The sequence below is a fragment of the Caballeronia sp. HLA56 genome, from assembly GCF_054655155.1.
This window is the reverse complement of record NZ_BAAHOB010000005.1, coordinates 1497879-1512720: the sequence shown is the minus strand read 5'-3', so window position 1 is coordinate 1512720 and position 14842 is coordinate 1497879. Positions and strand designations below refer to the sequence as shown.

Sequence of the window (14842 nt, the reverse complement as noted above, 5' to 3'; positions counted from 1 at the left end):
AGAAAACTAGTCGAAATGAGTGTAGGTTTAAACCTTCAGAATGCGCTCGCCCCGGCCGATGCCGGAACTGCCCGTGCGAACCGTTTCCAGAATGGCCGTGGCGTCGAGCCCCTGAATGAACGCGTCGAGTTTGTCGGATGCGCCCGTCAGTTCCATCGTGTAGGTCTTTTCGGTCACGTCGATGATGCGGCCGCGGAAGATATCCGCCATGCGCTTCATCTCTTCGCGTTCCTTGCCGACCGCTCTTACCTTGATGAGCATCAGCTCGCGCTCGATGTGGGCGCCCTCTGTCAGGTCGACCACTTTCACCACCTCGATCAGGCGGTTCAGGTGCTTCGTGATCTGTTCGATCACGTCGTCCGAGCCAATCGAGACGATGGTCAGCCGCGACAGCGAACTGTCTTCGGTCGGCGCCACCGTCAGCGTTTCAATGTTGTAGCCGCGCGCGGAAAAGAGCCCGACGACACGCGATAACGCGCCCGGTTCGTTTTCCAGCAGTACGGAGATGATGTGTTTCATGTCTTTTCCCGAGGTTTATCCAGTTGGCGTCTGCTTCGAAAAACCCGTGCGCGGCGCTCGCCCTTTGTGAAGACGGGTGCGCCCGGGCCTCGCGAGTCAAAGCCGCGTTATAGATCTTCCGAGCCGAGCAGCATTTCCGTGATGCCCTTGCCTGCTTGCACCATGGGAAATACGTTTTCGGTGGGATCGGTCTGGAAGTCGAGAAATACGGTGCGATCTTTCAGGCGCAGCGCTTCCTTCAGCGCCGGCTCGACGTCCGCGGTCTTTTCGACGCGAATGCCGACATGCCCATACGCTTCGGCGAGCTTCACGAAGTCAGGCAGCGCGTCCATGTAGGAACTGGAATAGCGCTTCTTGTATTCGATCTGCTGCCACTGGCGCACCATGCCGAGATAGCGGTTGTTGAGCGAGATGATCTTGACGGGCGTGTTGTACTGCTTGCACGTCGAGAGCTCCTGAATGCACATCTGGATGGAGCCTTCGCCCGTGATGCAGACCACTTCCTCGTCGGGAAAGGCCATCTTCACGCCCATGGCTGCCGGCAAGCCGAAGCCCATGGTGCCGAGACCGCCCGAGTTGATCCAGCGGCGCGGCTTGTTGAACGGATAGAACTGCGCGGCCCACATCTGATGCTGGCCGACATCCGAACAGACGAAGGCGTTGCCGTCGGTCAGTTCATGCAGCTTCTGGACGACATATTGCGGCTTGATGATCTCGCTTTTGCGGTCGTAAGCGAGGCAGTCTTTCGAGCGCCAGCCTTCGATCTGGTCCCACCACGACTTGAGCGCCTGCGTGTCCGGGCCGTGTTCCGCCGTCTGCAACTGCTCGATCAGCTCCTTCAACACTTCCTTCACGTCGCCGACGATGGGAATGTCCACCTTCACGCGCTTGGAAATGGACGAAGGATCGATGTCGATGTGGATGATCTTGCGCGGCGACGATGCGAAGTGCGCCGGGTCGCCGATCACGCGGTCGTCGAAGCGCGCGCCAATGGCGATCAGCACGTCGCAATTCTGCATGGCCATGTTGGCTTCGTACGTGCCATGCATGCCGAGCATGCCGAGGAATTTCTTGTCGCTCGCGCGGTAACCGCCCAGACCCATCAGCGTGTTGGTGACCGGATAGCCCAGCAAATCGGCGAATTGGTTCAGTTCGCGCGATGCATCCGCGAGAATGATGCCGCCGCCGGTATAGATATACGGGCGCTTGGCCGAAAGCAGCAGTTGCACCGCCTTGCGGATCTGGCCGGAGTGGCCCTTCGTCACCGGGTTATACGAACGCAGCGACACGCTCTTCAGCGGTTCGTACTTGCACGGCGCCTTCGACACGTCCTTCGGAATGTCGATCAGCACCGGACCGGGACGACCCGTGCGGGCAATGTAGAACGCTTTCTTGACGGTGGCGGCGAGATCGCGCACGTCCTTCACGAGGAAGTTGTGCTTGACGCAGGGCCGCGTGATGCCGACGGTGTCGCACTCCTGGAACGCGTCGAGGCCGATGGCCGCGGTCGGAACCTGCCCGCTGATGATGACGAGCGGAATGGAGTCCATATAGGCCGTGGCAATACCCGTCACCGCATTGGTGACGCCGGGGCCGGAAGTCACGAGGCACACGCCCACGTTGCCGGTCGAGCGCGCATAGGCGTCGGCGGCGTGCACGGCGGCCTGTTCGTGGCGCACGAGAATGTGCTGGATCTGGTCCTGCTTGTACAGCTCGTCGTAGATGTAGAGTACCGAGCCGCCGGGATAGCCCCAAATGAACTCGACCTTCTCGTCAGCGAGCGCGCGCATGAGCACGGTGCCGCCGATGGAGTCAGCTTCGTGAGGGGGAGTCGTATCCGACGTGGAGAATTCCGCGCTGGGCATGTTCATTCATCACCTTTCGAATTTTCGGCAAAAAATTGATCGGGTGCTCTCTGCCGGGCTTGTGGCTCGGGTTCAAGCGGCGCGTCTTGAATTGACTGGCGTGCTTCTTGGGCTCGCCTCAAAGCAGACATTTCACTTTATGATGCGAGTCGGAAAATGTAGCCCGGCGCGCGCAACGGGTCAAGAAAAAAGTTTCGGAAATCTCCGATCCGACGCTTTTCGGAAAAAGCTCAGATTTAGCACAACGTTTGACGCTTGGAGCAGCGAGTACGTAAATCGGGCAACAAATCGTCCCAAATCCTCCCGGCGTGGCGAAAATTTGCTAGCATCCGCAGGTTTTCCTAGAACCCACGATCCCTTTCGACGCAAATTCGTTGCGCCGGGCTCCCAACGGATGGCATCAGACAAGGAACTTGCCGATTTCCTGGCGGGCGTCGAACGACGCGCGTTCAAACAGACCGTGTACACCGTCCGCGACGACGACGCGGCGCTGGACATCGTGCAGGACGCCATGATCAAACTGGCGGAAAAATACGGTGACAAGCCGCCTTCCGAGCTTCCGCTGCTTTTCCAGCGTATCCTCCAGAATGCGACGCACGACTATTTCCGTCGCCAGAAGGTGCGGAACACGTGGGTCAGCCTCTTTTCGTCCTTCGGAAACGCGGACGACGACGAGTTCGACCCGCTCGAATCCTTCGAATCACAAGACGGCGCACTCGGCAGCGAGAGCAGCGAGAACAAACTGGAACGCGAACAGGTACTCAACCTGATCGACGCGGAAATCCAGAAATTGCCGGCACGTCAACGAGAAGCCTTTCTCATGCGTTACTGGGAAGATATGGATGTCGCAGAGACGGCCGCCGCCATGGGCTGCTCCGAGGGCAGCGTCAAAACGCATTGTTCACGCGCCACGCACGCCCTCGCGCACGCCCTGAAAGCCAAAGGGATCACGCTATGAGTTCCGTTCTTGATTCAAAGGAAAACGAGTTCGCGCTGAAGGTAGTTCGCGCGCTGGACGAAAGTACATCGACTATTCCGGCCGCCGCGGTCGACCGGCTCGCCGAGGCGCGCCGGGCTGCTATCGCGCGCAAGAAGCCGGAGAAGGTCGCCATGACCGCGCCCGCGTTCACGCCGGCTTTGGCCGGAGCAGGCGCGAGCCTCTCGGCGGGCGGCGCGGGTCACGACGGCTCCAAGACGCAAGGGCCGAAGGGCCTGTTCGCGCGGCTCGGCGGCTTCGGCCTCGTATGGCCGGTGTGCGCGCTGGCTATCGGTCTGGCTGGCATCGCTTACTGGGAAGATCAGGAGCGCCGTGCCGAACTCGCCGACATCGACGCGGCCATGCTCTCCGACAGCTTGCCGCTCGACGCCTATCTCGATCACGGCTTCAACGCATATTTGACGCGTAATCACTGACGCGTATTGTCGAATCTTTCAACTGACATCAATCCTGGCGGGGAGTTTTCGGGTGAGTTACAAGCGCGGTCTCGCGATTGTCTTTAGTTGCGCGATTGCGAGTCTGGTCGCATTCGCCGCGACTTATCCGCGCTTTTACCCGGCCACCGCCGCCTTGCTCTCGACCGCCGCCGCGCCCAACGGCGCAAGTTCGGGCGCCGATTCCGGCCTTTCGCTGTCGGCGCTCTCTTCCGGCAGTCCGCTCTCGTGGAATCGCCTCACCGAAGCGCAGCACGTCGCGCTCGCGCCGTTCTCCACGCAATGGGATTCCTTCAGCGAAGAGCGCAAGCAAAAGTGGCTGAAGATCGCATCGCGCTATCACCGCATGTCGCCCGAGGCGCAAAAGCGTCTGCATCAGCGCATGGAGGAATGGACGCGCATGACGCCGGACCAGCGCAAAGTCGCGCGCGAGAACTATCAGGTTTCAAAGTCCGTCGCGCCGGAGAATCGCGAAAAGGCGTGGGATGCTTACCAGAAGCTTTCCGAAGAGCAGAAGAAAAAGCTCGCCGCCACCGAGCGCACGCGCCGTCCCACGGTCGTTAGCGCGCCGCCGACCGGCAAGAGCGAAGTGAAGGACATCAACCGGCTCGTGGCCGCGCGCGAGCAAGGCCACGGCGCGGGACATGCCGAAGGCGGCTCCGGTGCGCCGGCTGCATCGCCTTCTTCCACCTCAACCGCCTCGCCCGCCACGCCCGCGATTCCCAACGCCGCGAGCGTCGTGCCGGCAACGCCGATTCCCGTCTCCCCGCAGCAAGCGCCTTCCATGTACAACGGCTCATGAGCGCGTCCGCTTCCACCACCACGCCTCTCTCGCCGCTCCACGCGCCCACGCTGCGCCGCCGGCTCGCGACGATGGTCTACGAAGGCGTCATTCTGTTCGGCGTGGTGTTCATCTCCGGATATTTGTTCAGCACGCTCACTCAGCAGAAAAACGGCCTTACGCATCACAACTGGCTGATGACGTGGATCGGTCTCGTGCTCGCCGCGTATTTCGTGTGGTTCTGGACCCACGGCGGCCAGACGCTGCCAATGAAAACCTGGCGCCTCAAATTGGTCGATGCCCACGGTGAGCCCGTCACGCCTGGCCGGGCTCTCGCGCGCTACGCGCTCGCTTGGCTGTGGTTCCTGCCGCCGCTCGCGCTGCATCCGCTGCTCGGGCTCGCCGTGCCGCAGACGCTCGCCGTGTTCGCGGCCTGGATCGCGCTGTGGGCGGCCGCCGTCCGGCTCGATCCGGCGCGGCAGTTTCTGCACGATCGCCTGGCTGGCACGCGCATCATCACGGCGCCGACTCCCTACAAGTAATAAGAACTTCTCGTGACTGTCACGGCTCGGTCACGGCCGCATGGCGCAATGCGCATATCGAAACCCGATACGCGAGCCCATGACCTTCCACTCGACCGTCACGCAGGCAATCGAAGCGTCTTCCGCTTATCGTTTTCGGAGCGCCGATCTGCGCGGCGCGACGCATGAAGCCGCCCTGCCGCTGCCGGCGAACCCGGGCGCCGACGACGACAGCGAATCCTCCAGTGCGCCTCAACGCTATCGCGCGATCTGGCTGTCGGACATCCATTTGGGCTCCGGCGGCTGCCAGGCGCCCTATCTGCTCGATTTTCTGCGCCACAACGAGTCGGAGTACCTGTATCTCGTCGGCGACATCATCGATGGCTGGCAACTGAAGAAAGGCTGGTTCTGGCCGCAGGCGCACAACGACGTCATTCAGAAAATCCTGCGCAAGGCGCGCAAGGGCACGCAAGTCGTCTATATCCCCGGCAATCACGACGAAGCCGCGCGCCAGTACTGCGATCTCGCGTTCGGCGACATCCACGTGCGCGGCGAAGCCTTCCATACGACGCTCGCGGGCAAGCGTCTTTGGATCGTGCACGGCGATCTCTTCGACGGCGTGATCCAGCACGCGAAATGGCTCGCCTATCTCGGCGACACCGCCTACACGATGATCCTGCTGCTCAACCGCTGGTTCAATCGCGTGCGCACGAAGCTCGGCTTCGACTACTGGTCGCTCTCGCAGTATCTCAAGCATCAGGTCAAAAACGCGGTCAACTTCATTTCGCAGTTCGAACGGGTCATGACCGACGAAGCTCGCCGCCGCGGCTGCGATGGCGTGGTGTGCGGGCATATCCACAAGGCCGAGATACGCGATATCGACGGCATTCTCTATTGCAACGACGGCGACTGGGTGGAGAGTCTCTCCGCGCTCGTCGAGACCCAAGACGGCGAACTGAAGATCGTCTACTGGACCGTCATGCACTCCCCGGAAGCGCAACCGAACCGCGTGCGCGCCACCGTCTGAACCGTACTCTCACCCGAGCCGAAATCCGATGAAAATCATGATCGTCACCGATGCATGGGAGCCGCAGGTCAATGGCGTCGTGCGCACGCTCACGCAGACGAGCCGCGAACTCACGGGCCTCGGGCATCGCGTGGAATTGCTCACGCCGCTCGAGTTCAAAACCATTCCGTGTCCGACTTATCCCGAGATTCGCCTATCATTGATGCCGGGCCGGCACGTGGCGAAGCGTATCGACGAATTCGCGCCGGACGCGCTGCATATCGCGACCGAAGGCCCGCTCGGCATGTCGGCGCGTGCCTATGCGCTGCGTCACAAACTGCCGTTCACGACCGCTTATCACACGCGTTTTCCCGAGTACGTGAAAGCGCGCTTCGGCATTCCGCTCGCCATGACTTATCGGTTTCTGCACTGGTTTCATCGGCATTCGCAGGCGGTGATGGCGCCTACTCCGGTCGTCAAGCATGACCTGGAACAGTACGGCTTCACCAACGTCGTGCTGTGGACGCGTGGCGTCGATCTGGACATCTTTCATCCGATGGACTCGAAGGTGCTCAACACCGCGCGGCCCATCTTTCTGTACGTCGGGCGGGTGGCCGTGGAAAAGAACGTGGAAGCGTTTCTGAAGCTCGATCTGCCCGGCTCGAAGTGGGTCGCGGGCGAAGGACCGGCGCTCGCGGAGCTGAAGTCGCGCTATACGAACGTCAACTATCTCGGCGTGCTTTCGCAGACGGAACTGGCGAAGGTCTACGCCGCCGCCGATGTCTTCGTGTTCCCGAGCCGCACCGATACCTTCGGCCTCGTGCTGCTCGAAGCGATGGCCTGCGGCACGCCGGTCGCCGCGTATCCGGTCACGGGTCCAATCGACGTGCTAGGTGAACACGGTCCCGGCGCGCTCCATGAAGATCTGCACGAAGCCTGTCTGCAAGCGCTCAAGATCGAACGCGCCGATGCCCGCGCGTGGGCCGAGCGTTTCTCGTGGCGCGCGGCCTCCGAGCAGTTCGCCTCGCATTTGCGCCAGGTCGAACCACGCGCGCCGAGCATCGACCGGGCGGCCGCATGACGCAAAAGAGGCTCGCCGAGCAACGCGCCGAAGCTCACGCCCGTGCGGCGCCTCGTCCGCTCGAGTCCAAGCGCGATGGCGACGTCGAAGCCAATGAGGAAAACGAACCGCTAGGTCCCGACGATCCGCTCGCGCCGCTGCCCTTCAACCCGTATAAGGGTAATCGCGGCTTCACGCGCGCCTGGCACGCGATGAAGAACTCGCTCAACGGTTTTCGCGTCGCCATTCGCGAGGAAAGCGCGTTTCGCCAAGAACTCACGCTCGCCGCGATTCTTCTGCCATGCAGTCTTTTCGTGCCGGTGGCGCCCGTCGAGCGCGCGGCGCTGATCGCATCCGTGCTGCTCGTGCTGATCGTCGAATTGCTCAATTCGAGCGTGGAAGCGGCTATCGACCGCATCTCGCTCGAACGTCACGAACTCTCGAAGCGCGCGAAGGATTTCGGCAGCGCGGCCGTGATGGTCGCGCTCGGCGTTTGCCTCATTACGTGGGCGTTGATTCTCTGGCCGGTCGTGTCGAATTGGCTCGCTCGTATCCCATAAAAGATGAATGTCACCTGAAACGCAGAACTGTCGCCCAGAACGACCGGTTTATAATCGTCCGACATTCTCAAAAATAGCAACGGAAACCGGTCGCGCGAACGTTTTGGAGTTTCGAGCGCCGCCACCGGAAGCCAAGGTCGGACGACATGGAAGCCAAACCTCCCCGCCGTACCCGCGAACGGATTCTCGAGCTGTCGCTGAAGTTGTTCAACGATATCGGCGAGCCGAACGTCACCACCACGACGATCGCCGAGGAAATGGAAATTAGTCCAGGTAATCTGTACTACCATTTCCGGAACAAAGACGACATCATCAACAGCATCTTCGCGCAATTCGAGCAGCAGATTCAGAAGCGCCTGAAGTTCCCGGACGATCATCGTCCGACCATAGATGAAATGTGGTCGTACTTACAGTACATGGCCGATTTCCTGTGGGCGTATCGCTTTCTCTATCGCGATCTGAACGATCTGCTCGCGCGCAATCGCACGCTCGAAACGCACTTCAAGCAGATCATCACGCACAAGGTGCGCTTTGCCAGCCAGCTATGCGAAGCGCTCGTCGCCGATCAAGAAATGGTCGCGACGCCTGCGGAGATCGAAGTCATCGCGACCAACATGGGCGTGATCTCGACCTACTGGCTTTCGTACCAGTACGTGATGAACCCGCGCAAGTACAACGATCAGGAAGCGATCCGCACGGAGTTGCATCAGGCGAGTCTGCATATCATTTCGATCATGGCGCCGTATCTTCGCGGACGATCGCGCCAGCTCTTCGACGACCTCGTGTCCGGTAAACTGCCGAAGCGCCAGTACGCCGACTTCCTGCCGCCGCGCGAGGAAGCGCCGCCGGGCGCGCCGAAGAACGTAACACCGAAGGATTCCCGATAATGAAGGCTGTTTGTGTCTATTGCGGCTCCGCCAGCGGAGCCCGCCCTGTGTATGCCGAGGCGGCCAAGGCGTTCGGCCGCGCGCTCGTCGAGGCCGACCTCTCGCTCGTGTATGGCGGCGGCCGCGTCGGTTTGATGGGCCTGATCGCCGATGAAGTGCTCGCCGCCGGCGGACGCGCAATCGGCGTCATTCCAGAGTTGCTGCTTGCGAAGGAAGTGGGCCATACGGACCTCACGGAACTGATCGTCGTGCCCGACATGCACGAGCGCAAGAAGCGCATGGCCGATCTCGCGGACGCGTTCGTCGCGATGCCCGGTGGTGTCGGCACTTTCGAGGAATTTTTCGAAGTGTTCACGTGGGCGCAGCTTGGTTATCATCAGAAGCCTGTTGGCCTGCTGGACGTGAACGGCTATTACGACCCGCTCATGGCCATGTTGCGCCATACCGTCGACGAAGGCTTCATGCGCGAGCAGTATCTAGAGCTCATACAGATTGCGCGCGAGCCCGGCGAGATGATCACGAAGCTGCAGCACTACACGCCCCGCACGCTCGACAAGTGGAACGAAAAGCGCGACGCGGTTTGATCCATTCCTAACGGTCGACACGATGTCCAAAGTCATCCTGATTACGGGCGCGAGCCGCGGCATCGGCCGCTCGGCAGCGCTGCTCGCGGGCGCGCGCGGCTGGTCGGTCGGCGTGAACTATGCGAATAACGCCAGTGCCGCCGATGAAACCGTCGCCGCGGTGCAAGCCGCTGGCGGCAAGGCGATCGCCATTCAGGGCGACGTGTGCGAAGAGGCGGCGATCATCGCGATGTTCGATGCCACCGAGAAGGCGTTCGGCAAGCTCGATGGCGTGGTGAATAACGCGGGCATCGTCGCGCCTGGCTCCATGCTCGCGGACATGGATATCGAGCGCATGAAACGTATTTTCGATACCAATGTGCTCGGCGCGTTTCTTTGCGCTCGTGAAGCGGCGCGGCGGCTTTCCACTTCGCGTGGTGGCAAGGGCGGGTCGCTCGTGAATGTTTCTTCGGCGGCCGCCAGATTGGGCGGCCCGGGGGAGTATGTCGATTATGCGGCTTCCAAAGGGGCTATCGATACACTCACCATCGGGCTTTCCAAAGAGCTCGGGCGCGAAGGGGTGAGGGTCAATGCCATTCGGCCCGGTCTCATCGAGACCGAGATTCACGCTAGTGGTGGTAAGCCCGATCGGGCTCAGGTGCTGGGTGGGCAGACGCCTATCGGGCGCGCCGGGTCCGCCGATGAAGTCGGCGAGGCTATCGTCTGGCTGCTCTCCGATGCCGCTTCTTATGTCACCGGGGCTTTGATCGATGTCGCCGGTGGGCGGTGAGGTGCTTTCTTTTTTTCTTTTGCTGCGTTTTGTTCAGTAGCCGCCTCCCCGGCGGAGGGGTAACTTTCTTTGCTGCTGCAAAGAAAGTCACCAAAGAAAGCAGCTTAGGAACCGGCTCCTGAAGCATAACTGGTTCCCCGCTATTTACCACAAACCCTTTGAGCACTCCCCCTTTCTCACGCTTGTAGTCGTTCGCAGCTCAAGATTCTCTTCGAGCGCTTGCCCTGCAATGGGCCGTTGTCTGCGAATTTTTTTTGTCACCTCTTCGCGGCTGATGACCTCTTTGCGGCCCGCTGATCGAAGCCTTGTCTTTGCGCAGTTCTACTCGAGCACTCACATTGATTACCGGTCTTAGTGCTCTTCGGACCTCCAAGCCACGCCTTTCTGACTCGCTGCGCGCAATCATCGGGTTCGCCTCCCTCTAAAAGCCGCCGCGTGTCATCAGCCACGTTTCTTCTTCCTTCGTCGTCGGCCTGCCCAAAATTCGGTTGCGATGCGGAAAGCGCCCGAATCGTTCGATGATTTCCGCATGCTTCATCGCCGATTCATGGAAGCTCGTCACGCCCTCTTCTTGCTCTAATTTCCCAAACAATTCAACCGCGCGAAGCTGGCTCTCCATCCTCTCGTCATGCTCGAATGGCATATACGCAAACGCACGATGGTATGCATCGGCCAAGCGCAAATCATCGCCGGAATCGACCAGCGCTTTCGCCAACGCCAGCGCACGCTCGTCGCCCGCAAACGCGCGCGGCGTATGCCGATAACAATTGCGCGAAAACTGGTCGAGCAGCACGATCAGCGCAAGCGCACCCGAAGGCGTGCGCTCCCATTCGCGCAAACCGCCCGACTGCGCTTCTTCGAGCACGGCGCCGAAACGCTCGCTGATCTGCGCATCGAAGGCAGGCTTCTTTTTCCACCACAGCTTGCGTTCCGTTCCGGCCTCAGGCGAGCCGACCGCGCCGAACCAGAATTCGAGTATCGCGCTCGCGCGCGAATCGAGTGCTTCCGCTCGCGCCTTCAAACCAGCTCCAGCACCAGTCGCCGCGTGCGCGCGCTCTTCTTCTCCAGCTTCGCAATCCGCAAGCCGCCGATCTCGCCCGTATTACGCACATGCGTGCCGCCGCATGGCTGCAAATCCACGTTTTCGATGCGCAACAGGCGCACGCGGCCAAGGCCCATCGGCGGCTTCACGCTCATCGTGCGGACGAGTTCAGGGCGCGCGGTCATCTCGTCGTCGGTGATCCATTCGGTATTCACGTCGTGCGCGCCGCCGATCAGTTCCGCCAGACGCGCTTCCACGCGCTCACGTTCGATAGGCTCGACCGTCGCGAAGTCGAGGCGCGCATAGTCTCTCGTGATGCTGCATCCATCCACCGGATACGGCAGTACCGCGCACATCAGATGACTCGCCGTATGCAGCCGCATATGCCGATACCGCCGCTCCCAGTCGATCTCCGCGCTCACTCTGTCGCCAACCTTCAAAAGCGAAAGCGCTTCTTCCTGGCCGGGCGCGGGCACATGCACGGCGTCGTCGGGCGTGGCGCCTTCGAACTTCGCCTTGCGCGTGTCGGCGATGACGATCTTCGTGCCGTCGGCAAGCGTCAGCGTGCCCGCATCGCCGGCCTGGCCGCCGCCGAGCGGATAAAACACGGTTTGATCGAGGTGAATGCCCATTTCGTCGATAGCCGTGACGCTCGCCTCGCACTGCGTGCGATAAGCGTCCTCGCGAAAGAGTGCGCGTGTGCTCATGTCTTGTCCTTGCAATGTTTCGTGGGGCGGCAAAAAGCCGTTCCGCAGATCATGCCGCACGCGCCGCTGCCTTGGACCGATACAAAAGCGCGCGAATCAGCCGGGCCGGTTGCGCATCCAGTCGGCGGTATCGAAGAAAGAGGTGAGAAGGCGCTCGCGCAAAGGCTCGTCGAGGCCGATGTCCTGCATCGCCCACGCCATGCAGCGCAACCATTGATCGCGCTCGGCCGTTGCAATGGCGAACGGCATATGCCGCGCCCGCAAACGCGGATGGCCGAAGCGGCTGATGTAGTGATCCGGTCCGCCCATCCAGCCGCACAGAAACCAGAAGGTCTTGTCGCGGGAGTTGTCGAGTGTCGGCGGATGCAGCGCGCGCAAGCCCGCGAATTCAGGTTCGAGGTCCATCAGATCGTAAAAGCGATCGACCATCGCGCGCAGACGTTCCTCGCCGCCGATCAGTTCGAACGGCGTGGGCTTTTGGACTTCATCGTCGGAAGGTTGGGAATTGACTTCGCTCATTGCTTTTGGACAACAGAAAACTCAGGCGTCGCGCAGCGATTGCAAGGCCGGACGCGCCAGCACGCGCCGCAGGCTCATCCAGCCGCCGAGCGCCGCGCAAGCAACGCCCGCGACGATGCCAACCGGCACGAGCCACGGGTTGAACTCGATATGAAACTCGAACACGCGCGATGCAAGCACGTAACCGATGCCCTGCGCACCGAGCGCCGCCATCAGGCCGGACAACGCGCCGACCGCGACGAACTCGGCGACCTGCACCGAACGAATCTGCCGATGCGATGCGCCCAAAGCCCGCAACAGTGCCGACTCGCGCATGCGTTCGTCGCGCGTGCCGGCAAGCGCCGCGTAGAGCACCAGCACGCCGGCCGCGAGCGTGAAGATGAACAGGAACTGCACCGCGCCGATCACCTGGTCGAGCGTGCGCTGAATCTGCGCGAGGATCGGCGCGGTATCGATGGCGGTCACGTTCGGATAGGCGGCGACGAGGCCGTCGATGGTGCGCGCCTGTTCCGGCGGCAGATGAAAACTCGTGATGAACGTCGCGGGAAGGTCGGCCAGCGTCTCGGGCGGCATCAGCACGAAAAAGTTGACCTTGAACGAATTCCAGTCGACCTTGCGCACGCTCGTCACCGGCGCCTCGACCGGCATGCCGGCGACATCGAAACGCAGCGTGTCGCCCATCTTCACGCGAATGGTCTTCGCGATGCCCTCTTCTATCGACACCGCCGGCTGCGCGTTCTTGCCGAACCACGTGCCCTGCGTCACGCGGTTATCGCCCGGCAATTCGGTGGTGTAAGAAAGATTGAATTCGCGATCGACGAGCCGTTTTGCATCCGGCTTGTCGTAGCTGTCCGGATTCACCGCCTTGCCATTGATGGCGACGAGACGCGCGCGCACCATCGGCGAGAGCGCGGCATCGGGTTGGCCATGCCCATGCAGATACGCGAGCACGCCTTCGCGCTGATCCGGCTGGATGTCGATGAGAAACTCGTTGGGCGCATCCGGCGGCGTGGCGGCGCGCCAGCCCTTGATGAGGTCGTCGCGCGTCATCGCTATCAGCAACAAACACATGAGGCCGATGCCAAGCGCCGTGATCTGCAACGCGCTCGCGCCGCTGCGCCGTTCGAGCGACGCCAGCGCATAACGCCAGCCCACGCCCGCGCGGCTCTTTTCCCGCCGCACGAAGCGCGCCGCCGCCCACAACGCCGCGCGCGCGATCACGCCGAAGATCAGGAGGCCGGCCGCGAATCCGCCCGCGACGATGCCGCCGAGCTTCAACTCGCCCGCCGCGACGATGAGCAACGCCGCGAACAGCACGACGCCTACGCCGTAGGCCGCATAAGCGACGCGGTTTGCATCGCCGAGTTCACGGCGGATCACATGCACAGGCGGCACGCGCGTGAGCGGCAAAAGCGGCGGCAGGGCGAAGCCGAGCAGCAGCACGAGGCCCATCGCGATGCCTTGCAGCGCGGGCCAGACGGAGGGCTGCGGCAAATCGACATCGACGAGCGAGCCCAGCCAGTTCAGCAGCACGAGATGGCCGCCGAAACCGAGCACGACGCCAAGCGCGCTGCCGATCACGCCGATCGCCAGGAATTCGTTCAGAAACAACGCGCGCAGCGTGCGCTGACTGACGCCCAGGCAACGCATGGTGGCGCAGCCGTCGAGATGCCGCCGCGCAAAACGATGCGCGGCCATGGCGATGGCTACCGCCGCGAGCATCGCCGTCAGCAGCGAAACGAGCGTGAGAAAGTGGCTCGCGCGATCGATGGTCTGCCGCACTTGCGGCTGCCCGTCCGACAGCGATTCGAGTCCGACGCCGCGCAATTTGCCGCCGTCGGTCTTATCGCGGGCGAATTGCGCGAAGCGCTCGATCTGCGCATCCGGTCCCGCGACCAGCAAGCGGTAAGTCACGCGGCTGCCGTAGCCGAGCAATCCCGTGGCGGCGATTTCATCGGCGCGCATCATGAGGCGCGGCGAGAAGTTGACGAAGGAAAAGCCGCGATCCATCTCGCGCGTGATGATGCCCGCCACCTTGAACGTGCGCGTGCCGACCTTCATCGTGCCGCCGGGCTGCGTTTTCAGCGCATCGAGCAGGGAGGCATCGACCCAGACGGTGCCGGGCGCGGGAATGCCGTTGACGGGCGCGTCGGGCTTGCCGGGCGCGGACGCGATACGCAGCGCGCCACGCAGCGGATAACCTTGCGTCACGCCCTTGATCGCCGCGAGCCGCGAGGCGGGCTGCGCCGCGGTCGAGCTGATCATGCTCGGGAAGATCGTGGTCCCGGCGGTTTCAAGGCCGAGCGACCTGGCTTGGTCGGTGAACATCGCATCGACGGGATGATCCGAGCGCACGACGAAGTCCGCCGCGATCATCTGACGGCCGTCGCGCACGAGCCCTTGACGCATGCGGTCGGAGAGAAAACCGACGCTCGACAGCGCCGCCACCGCCAGCACCAGCGCGAGCAGCAGCATGGTGAGCTCGCCCGCGCGCCAGTCGCGCGCGGTCATGCGCCACGCCTGACGCGCGGTCTGCAGAAAATCGAGCCGGACAGGAGGATGCGTGCGGTCGGCTTTGAGCGCGGCCTTGG

16 protein-coding genes are annotated in these 14842 nt (G+C 62.2%); 10 read left to right on the top strand and 6 right to left on the bottom strand.

Features of this window, described 5'->3' with window-relative positions:
* Nucleotides 1-27 precede the first annotated feature (27 nt).
* Nucleotides 28-519 (bottom strand): acetolactate synthase small subunit, encoded by a 492-nt coding sequence (gene ilvN / locus ACYQ47_RS26660; RefSeq protein ID WP_035939651.1) that lies wholly within the window; start codon nt 517-519, stop codon nt 28-30.
* Between the two features lie 107 nt (nt 520-626).
* A complete protein-coding gene (locus tag ACYQ47_RS26655; RefSeq protein ID WP_244825629.1) occupies nt 627-2390 on the bottom strand; it encodes an acetolactate synthase 3 catalytic subunit in 1764 nt (587 codons plus the stop codon).
* Nucleotides 2391-2778: 388 nt separating this feature from the next.
* On the opposite strand from ACYQ47_RS26655, the gene ACYQ47_RS26650 reads away from it, so the two are divergent.
* From ACYQ47_RS26650 to ACYQ47_RS26605, 10 genes are all read left to right on the top strand, one after another.
* The gene (locus tag ACYQ47_RS26650; RefSeq protein ID WP_244825631.1) at nt 2779-3342 is read left to right on the top strand and encodes an RNA polymerase sigma factor; all 564 of its coding nucleotides are present in this window, start codon (nt 2779-2781) and stop codon (nt 3340-3342) included.
* Complete coding sequence (locus ACYQ47_RS26645; protein ID WP_459907734.1) at nt 3339-3797, top strand: DUF3619 family protein; 459 nt, start codon at nt 3339-3341, stop codon at nt 3795-3797. The genes ACYQ47_RS26650 and ACYQ47_RS26645 overlap by 4 nt, the downstream gene beginning before the upstream one ends.
* A 52-nt stretch (nt 3798-3849) precedes the next feature.
* Nucleotides 3850-4617, top strand: a complete 768-nt coding sequence (locus tag ACYQ47_RS26640) for a DUF3106 domain-containing protein (RefSeq protein WP_244825634.1) — start codon at nt 3850-3852, stop codon at nt 4615-4617.
* Nucleotides 4614-5138 carry an RDD family protein gene (locus tag ACYQ47_RS26635; RefSeq protein ID WP_309843608.1) on the top strand — a complete coding sequence of 175 codons (525 nt, stop codon included), beginning with the start codon at nt 4614-4616 and terminating at the stop codon, nt 5136-5138. Before ACYQ47_RS26640 ends, ACYQ47_RS26635 begins: the two co-directional genes overlap by 4 nt.
* A 79-nt stretch (nt 5139-5217) precedes the next feature.
* Nucleotides 5218-6144 carry a UDP-2,3-diacylglucosamine diphosphatase gene (locus ACYQ47_RS26630; protein WP_459907731.1) on the top strand — a complete coding sequence of 309 codons (927 nt, stop codon included), beginning with the start codon at nt 5218-5220 and terminating at the stop codon, nt 6142-6144.
* Between the two features lie 28 nt (nt 6145-6172).
* Nucleotides 6173-7204: a glycosyltransferase family 4 protein gene (locus ACYQ47_RS26625; protein ID WP_309843613.1), complete on the top strand. Its 1032-nt coding sequence runs from the start codon at nt 6173-6175 to the stop codon at nt 7202-7204.
* Nucleotides 7201-7743, top strand: a complete 543-nt coding sequence (locus tag ACYQ47_RS26620; RefSeq protein WP_459907728.1) for a diacylglycerol kinase — start codon at nt 7201-7203, stop codon at nt 7741-7743. The genes ACYQ47_RS26625 and ACYQ47_RS26620 overlap by 4 nt, the downstream gene beginning before the upstream one ends.
* A 146-nt stretch (nt 7744-7889) precedes the next feature.
* On the top strand, nt 7890-8630 hold the full coding sequence (locus tag ACYQ47_RS26615) for a TetR/AcrR family transcriptional regulator (RefSeq protein ID WP_244825640.1): 741 nt from the start codon (nt 7890-7892) through the stop codon (nt 8628-8630).
* Nucleotides 8630-9214, top strand: a complete 585-nt coding sequence (locus ACYQ47_RS26610) for an LOG family protein (RefSeq protein WP_250465199.1) — start codon at nt 8630-8632, stop codon at nt 9212-9214. Before ACYQ47_RS26615 ends, ACYQ47_RS26610 begins: the two co-directional genes overlap by 1 nt.
* 22 nt (nt 9215-9236) lie before the next feature.
* On the top strand, nt 9237-9983 hold the full coding sequence (locus tag ACYQ47_RS26605) for an SDR family oxidoreductase (RefSeq protein WP_459907725.1): 747 nt from the start codon (nt 9237-9239) through the stop codon (nt 9981-9983).
* Nucleotides 9984-10404: 421 nt separating this feature from the next.
* Here ACYQ47_RS26605 and ACYQ47_RS26600 read toward each other — a convergent pair whose 3' ends face one another.
* From ACYQ47_RS26600 to ACYQ47_RS26585, 4 genes are all read right to left on the bottom strand, one after another.
* Nucleotides 10405-11004: a DUF924 family protein gene (locus ACYQ47_RS26600; protein WP_459907723.1), complete on the bottom strand. Its 600-nt coding sequence runs from the start codon at nt 11002-11004 to the stop codon at nt 10405-10407.
* The gene (locus tag ACYQ47_RS26595; RefSeq protein WP_244825647.1) at nt 11001-11732 is read right to left on the bottom strand and encodes an alanyl-tRNA editing protein; all 732 of its coding nucleotides are present in this window, start codon (nt 11730-11732) and stop codon (nt 11001-11003) included. Before ACYQ47_RS26595 ends, ACYQ47_RS26600 begins: the two co-directional genes overlap by 4 nt.
* 96 nt (nt 11733-11828) lie before the next feature.
* On the bottom strand, nt 11829-12251 hold the full coding sequence (locus ACYQ47_RS26590; protein WP_244825648.1) for a group II truncated hemoglobin: 423 nt from the start codon (nt 12249-12251) through the stop codon (nt 11829-11831).
* Nucleotides 12252-12272: 21 nt separating this feature from the next.
* Nucleotides 12273-14762 carry an ABC transporter permease gene (locus ACYQ47_RS26585; RefSeq protein WP_459909329.1) on the bottom strand — a complete coding sequence of 830 codons (2490 nt, stop codon included), beginning with the start codon at nt 14760-14762 and terminating at the stop codon, nt 12273-12275.
* Nucleotides 14763-14842: the final 80 nt, after the last annotated feature.

Coding starts and splice junctions, on each gene's coding strand:
- ilvN (WP_035939651.1), bottom strand. CDS start 519: ATGAAACACATCATCTCCGTACTGCTGGAAAACGAACCGGGCGCGTTA.
- ACYQ47_RS26655 (WP_244825629.1), bottom strand. CDS start 2,390: ATGAACATGCCCAGCGCGGAATTCTCCACGTCGGATACGACTCCCCCT.
- ACYQ47_RS26650 (WP_244825631.1), top strand. CDS start 2,779: ATGGCATCAGACAAGGAACTTGCCGATTTCCTGGCGGGCGTCGAACGA.
- ACYQ47_RS26645 (WP_459907734.1), top strand. CDS start 3,339: ATGAGTTCCGTTCTTGATTCAAAGGAAAACGAGTTCGCGCTGAAGGTA.
- ACYQ47_RS26635 (WP_309843608.1), top strand. CDS start 4,614: ATGAGCGCGTCCGCTTCCACCACCACGCCTCTCTCGCCGCTCCACGCG.
- ACYQ47_RS26630 (WP_459907731.1), top strand. CDS start 5,218: ATGACCTTCCACTCGACCGTCACGCAGGCAATCGAAGCGTCTTCCGCT.
- ACYQ47_RS26625 (WP_309843613.1), top strand. CDS start 6,173: ATGAAAATCATGATCGTCACCGATGCATGGGAGCCGCAGGTCAATGGC.
- ACYQ47_RS26620 (WP_459907728.1), top strand. CDS start 7,201: ATGACGCAAAAGAGGCTCGCCGAGCAACGCGCCGAAGCTCACGCCCGT.
- ACYQ47_RS26615 (WP_244825640.1), top strand. CDS start 7,890: ATGGAAGCCAAACCTCCCCGCCGTACCCGCGAACGGATTCTCGAGCTG.
- ACYQ47_RS26610 (WP_250465199.1), top strand. CDS start 8,630: ATGAAGGCTGTTTGTGTCTATTGCGGCTCCGCCAGCGGAGCCCGCCCT.
- ACYQ47_RS26605 (WP_459907725.1), top strand. CDS start 9,237: ATGTCCAAAGTCATCCTGATTACGGGCGCGAGCCGCGGCATCGGCCGC.
- ACYQ47_RS26595 (WP_244825647.1), bottom strand. CDS start 11,732: ATGAGCACACGCGCACTCTTTCGCGAGGACGCTTATCGCACGCAGTGC.
- ACYQ47_RS26590 (WP_244825648.1), bottom strand. CDS start 12,251: ATGAGCGAAGTCAATTCCCAACCTTCCGACGATGAAGTCCAAAAGCCC.
- ACYQ47_RS26585 (WP_459909329.1), bottom strand. CDS start 14,762: ATGACCGCGCGCGACTGGCGCGCGGGCGAGCTCACCATGCTGCTGCTC.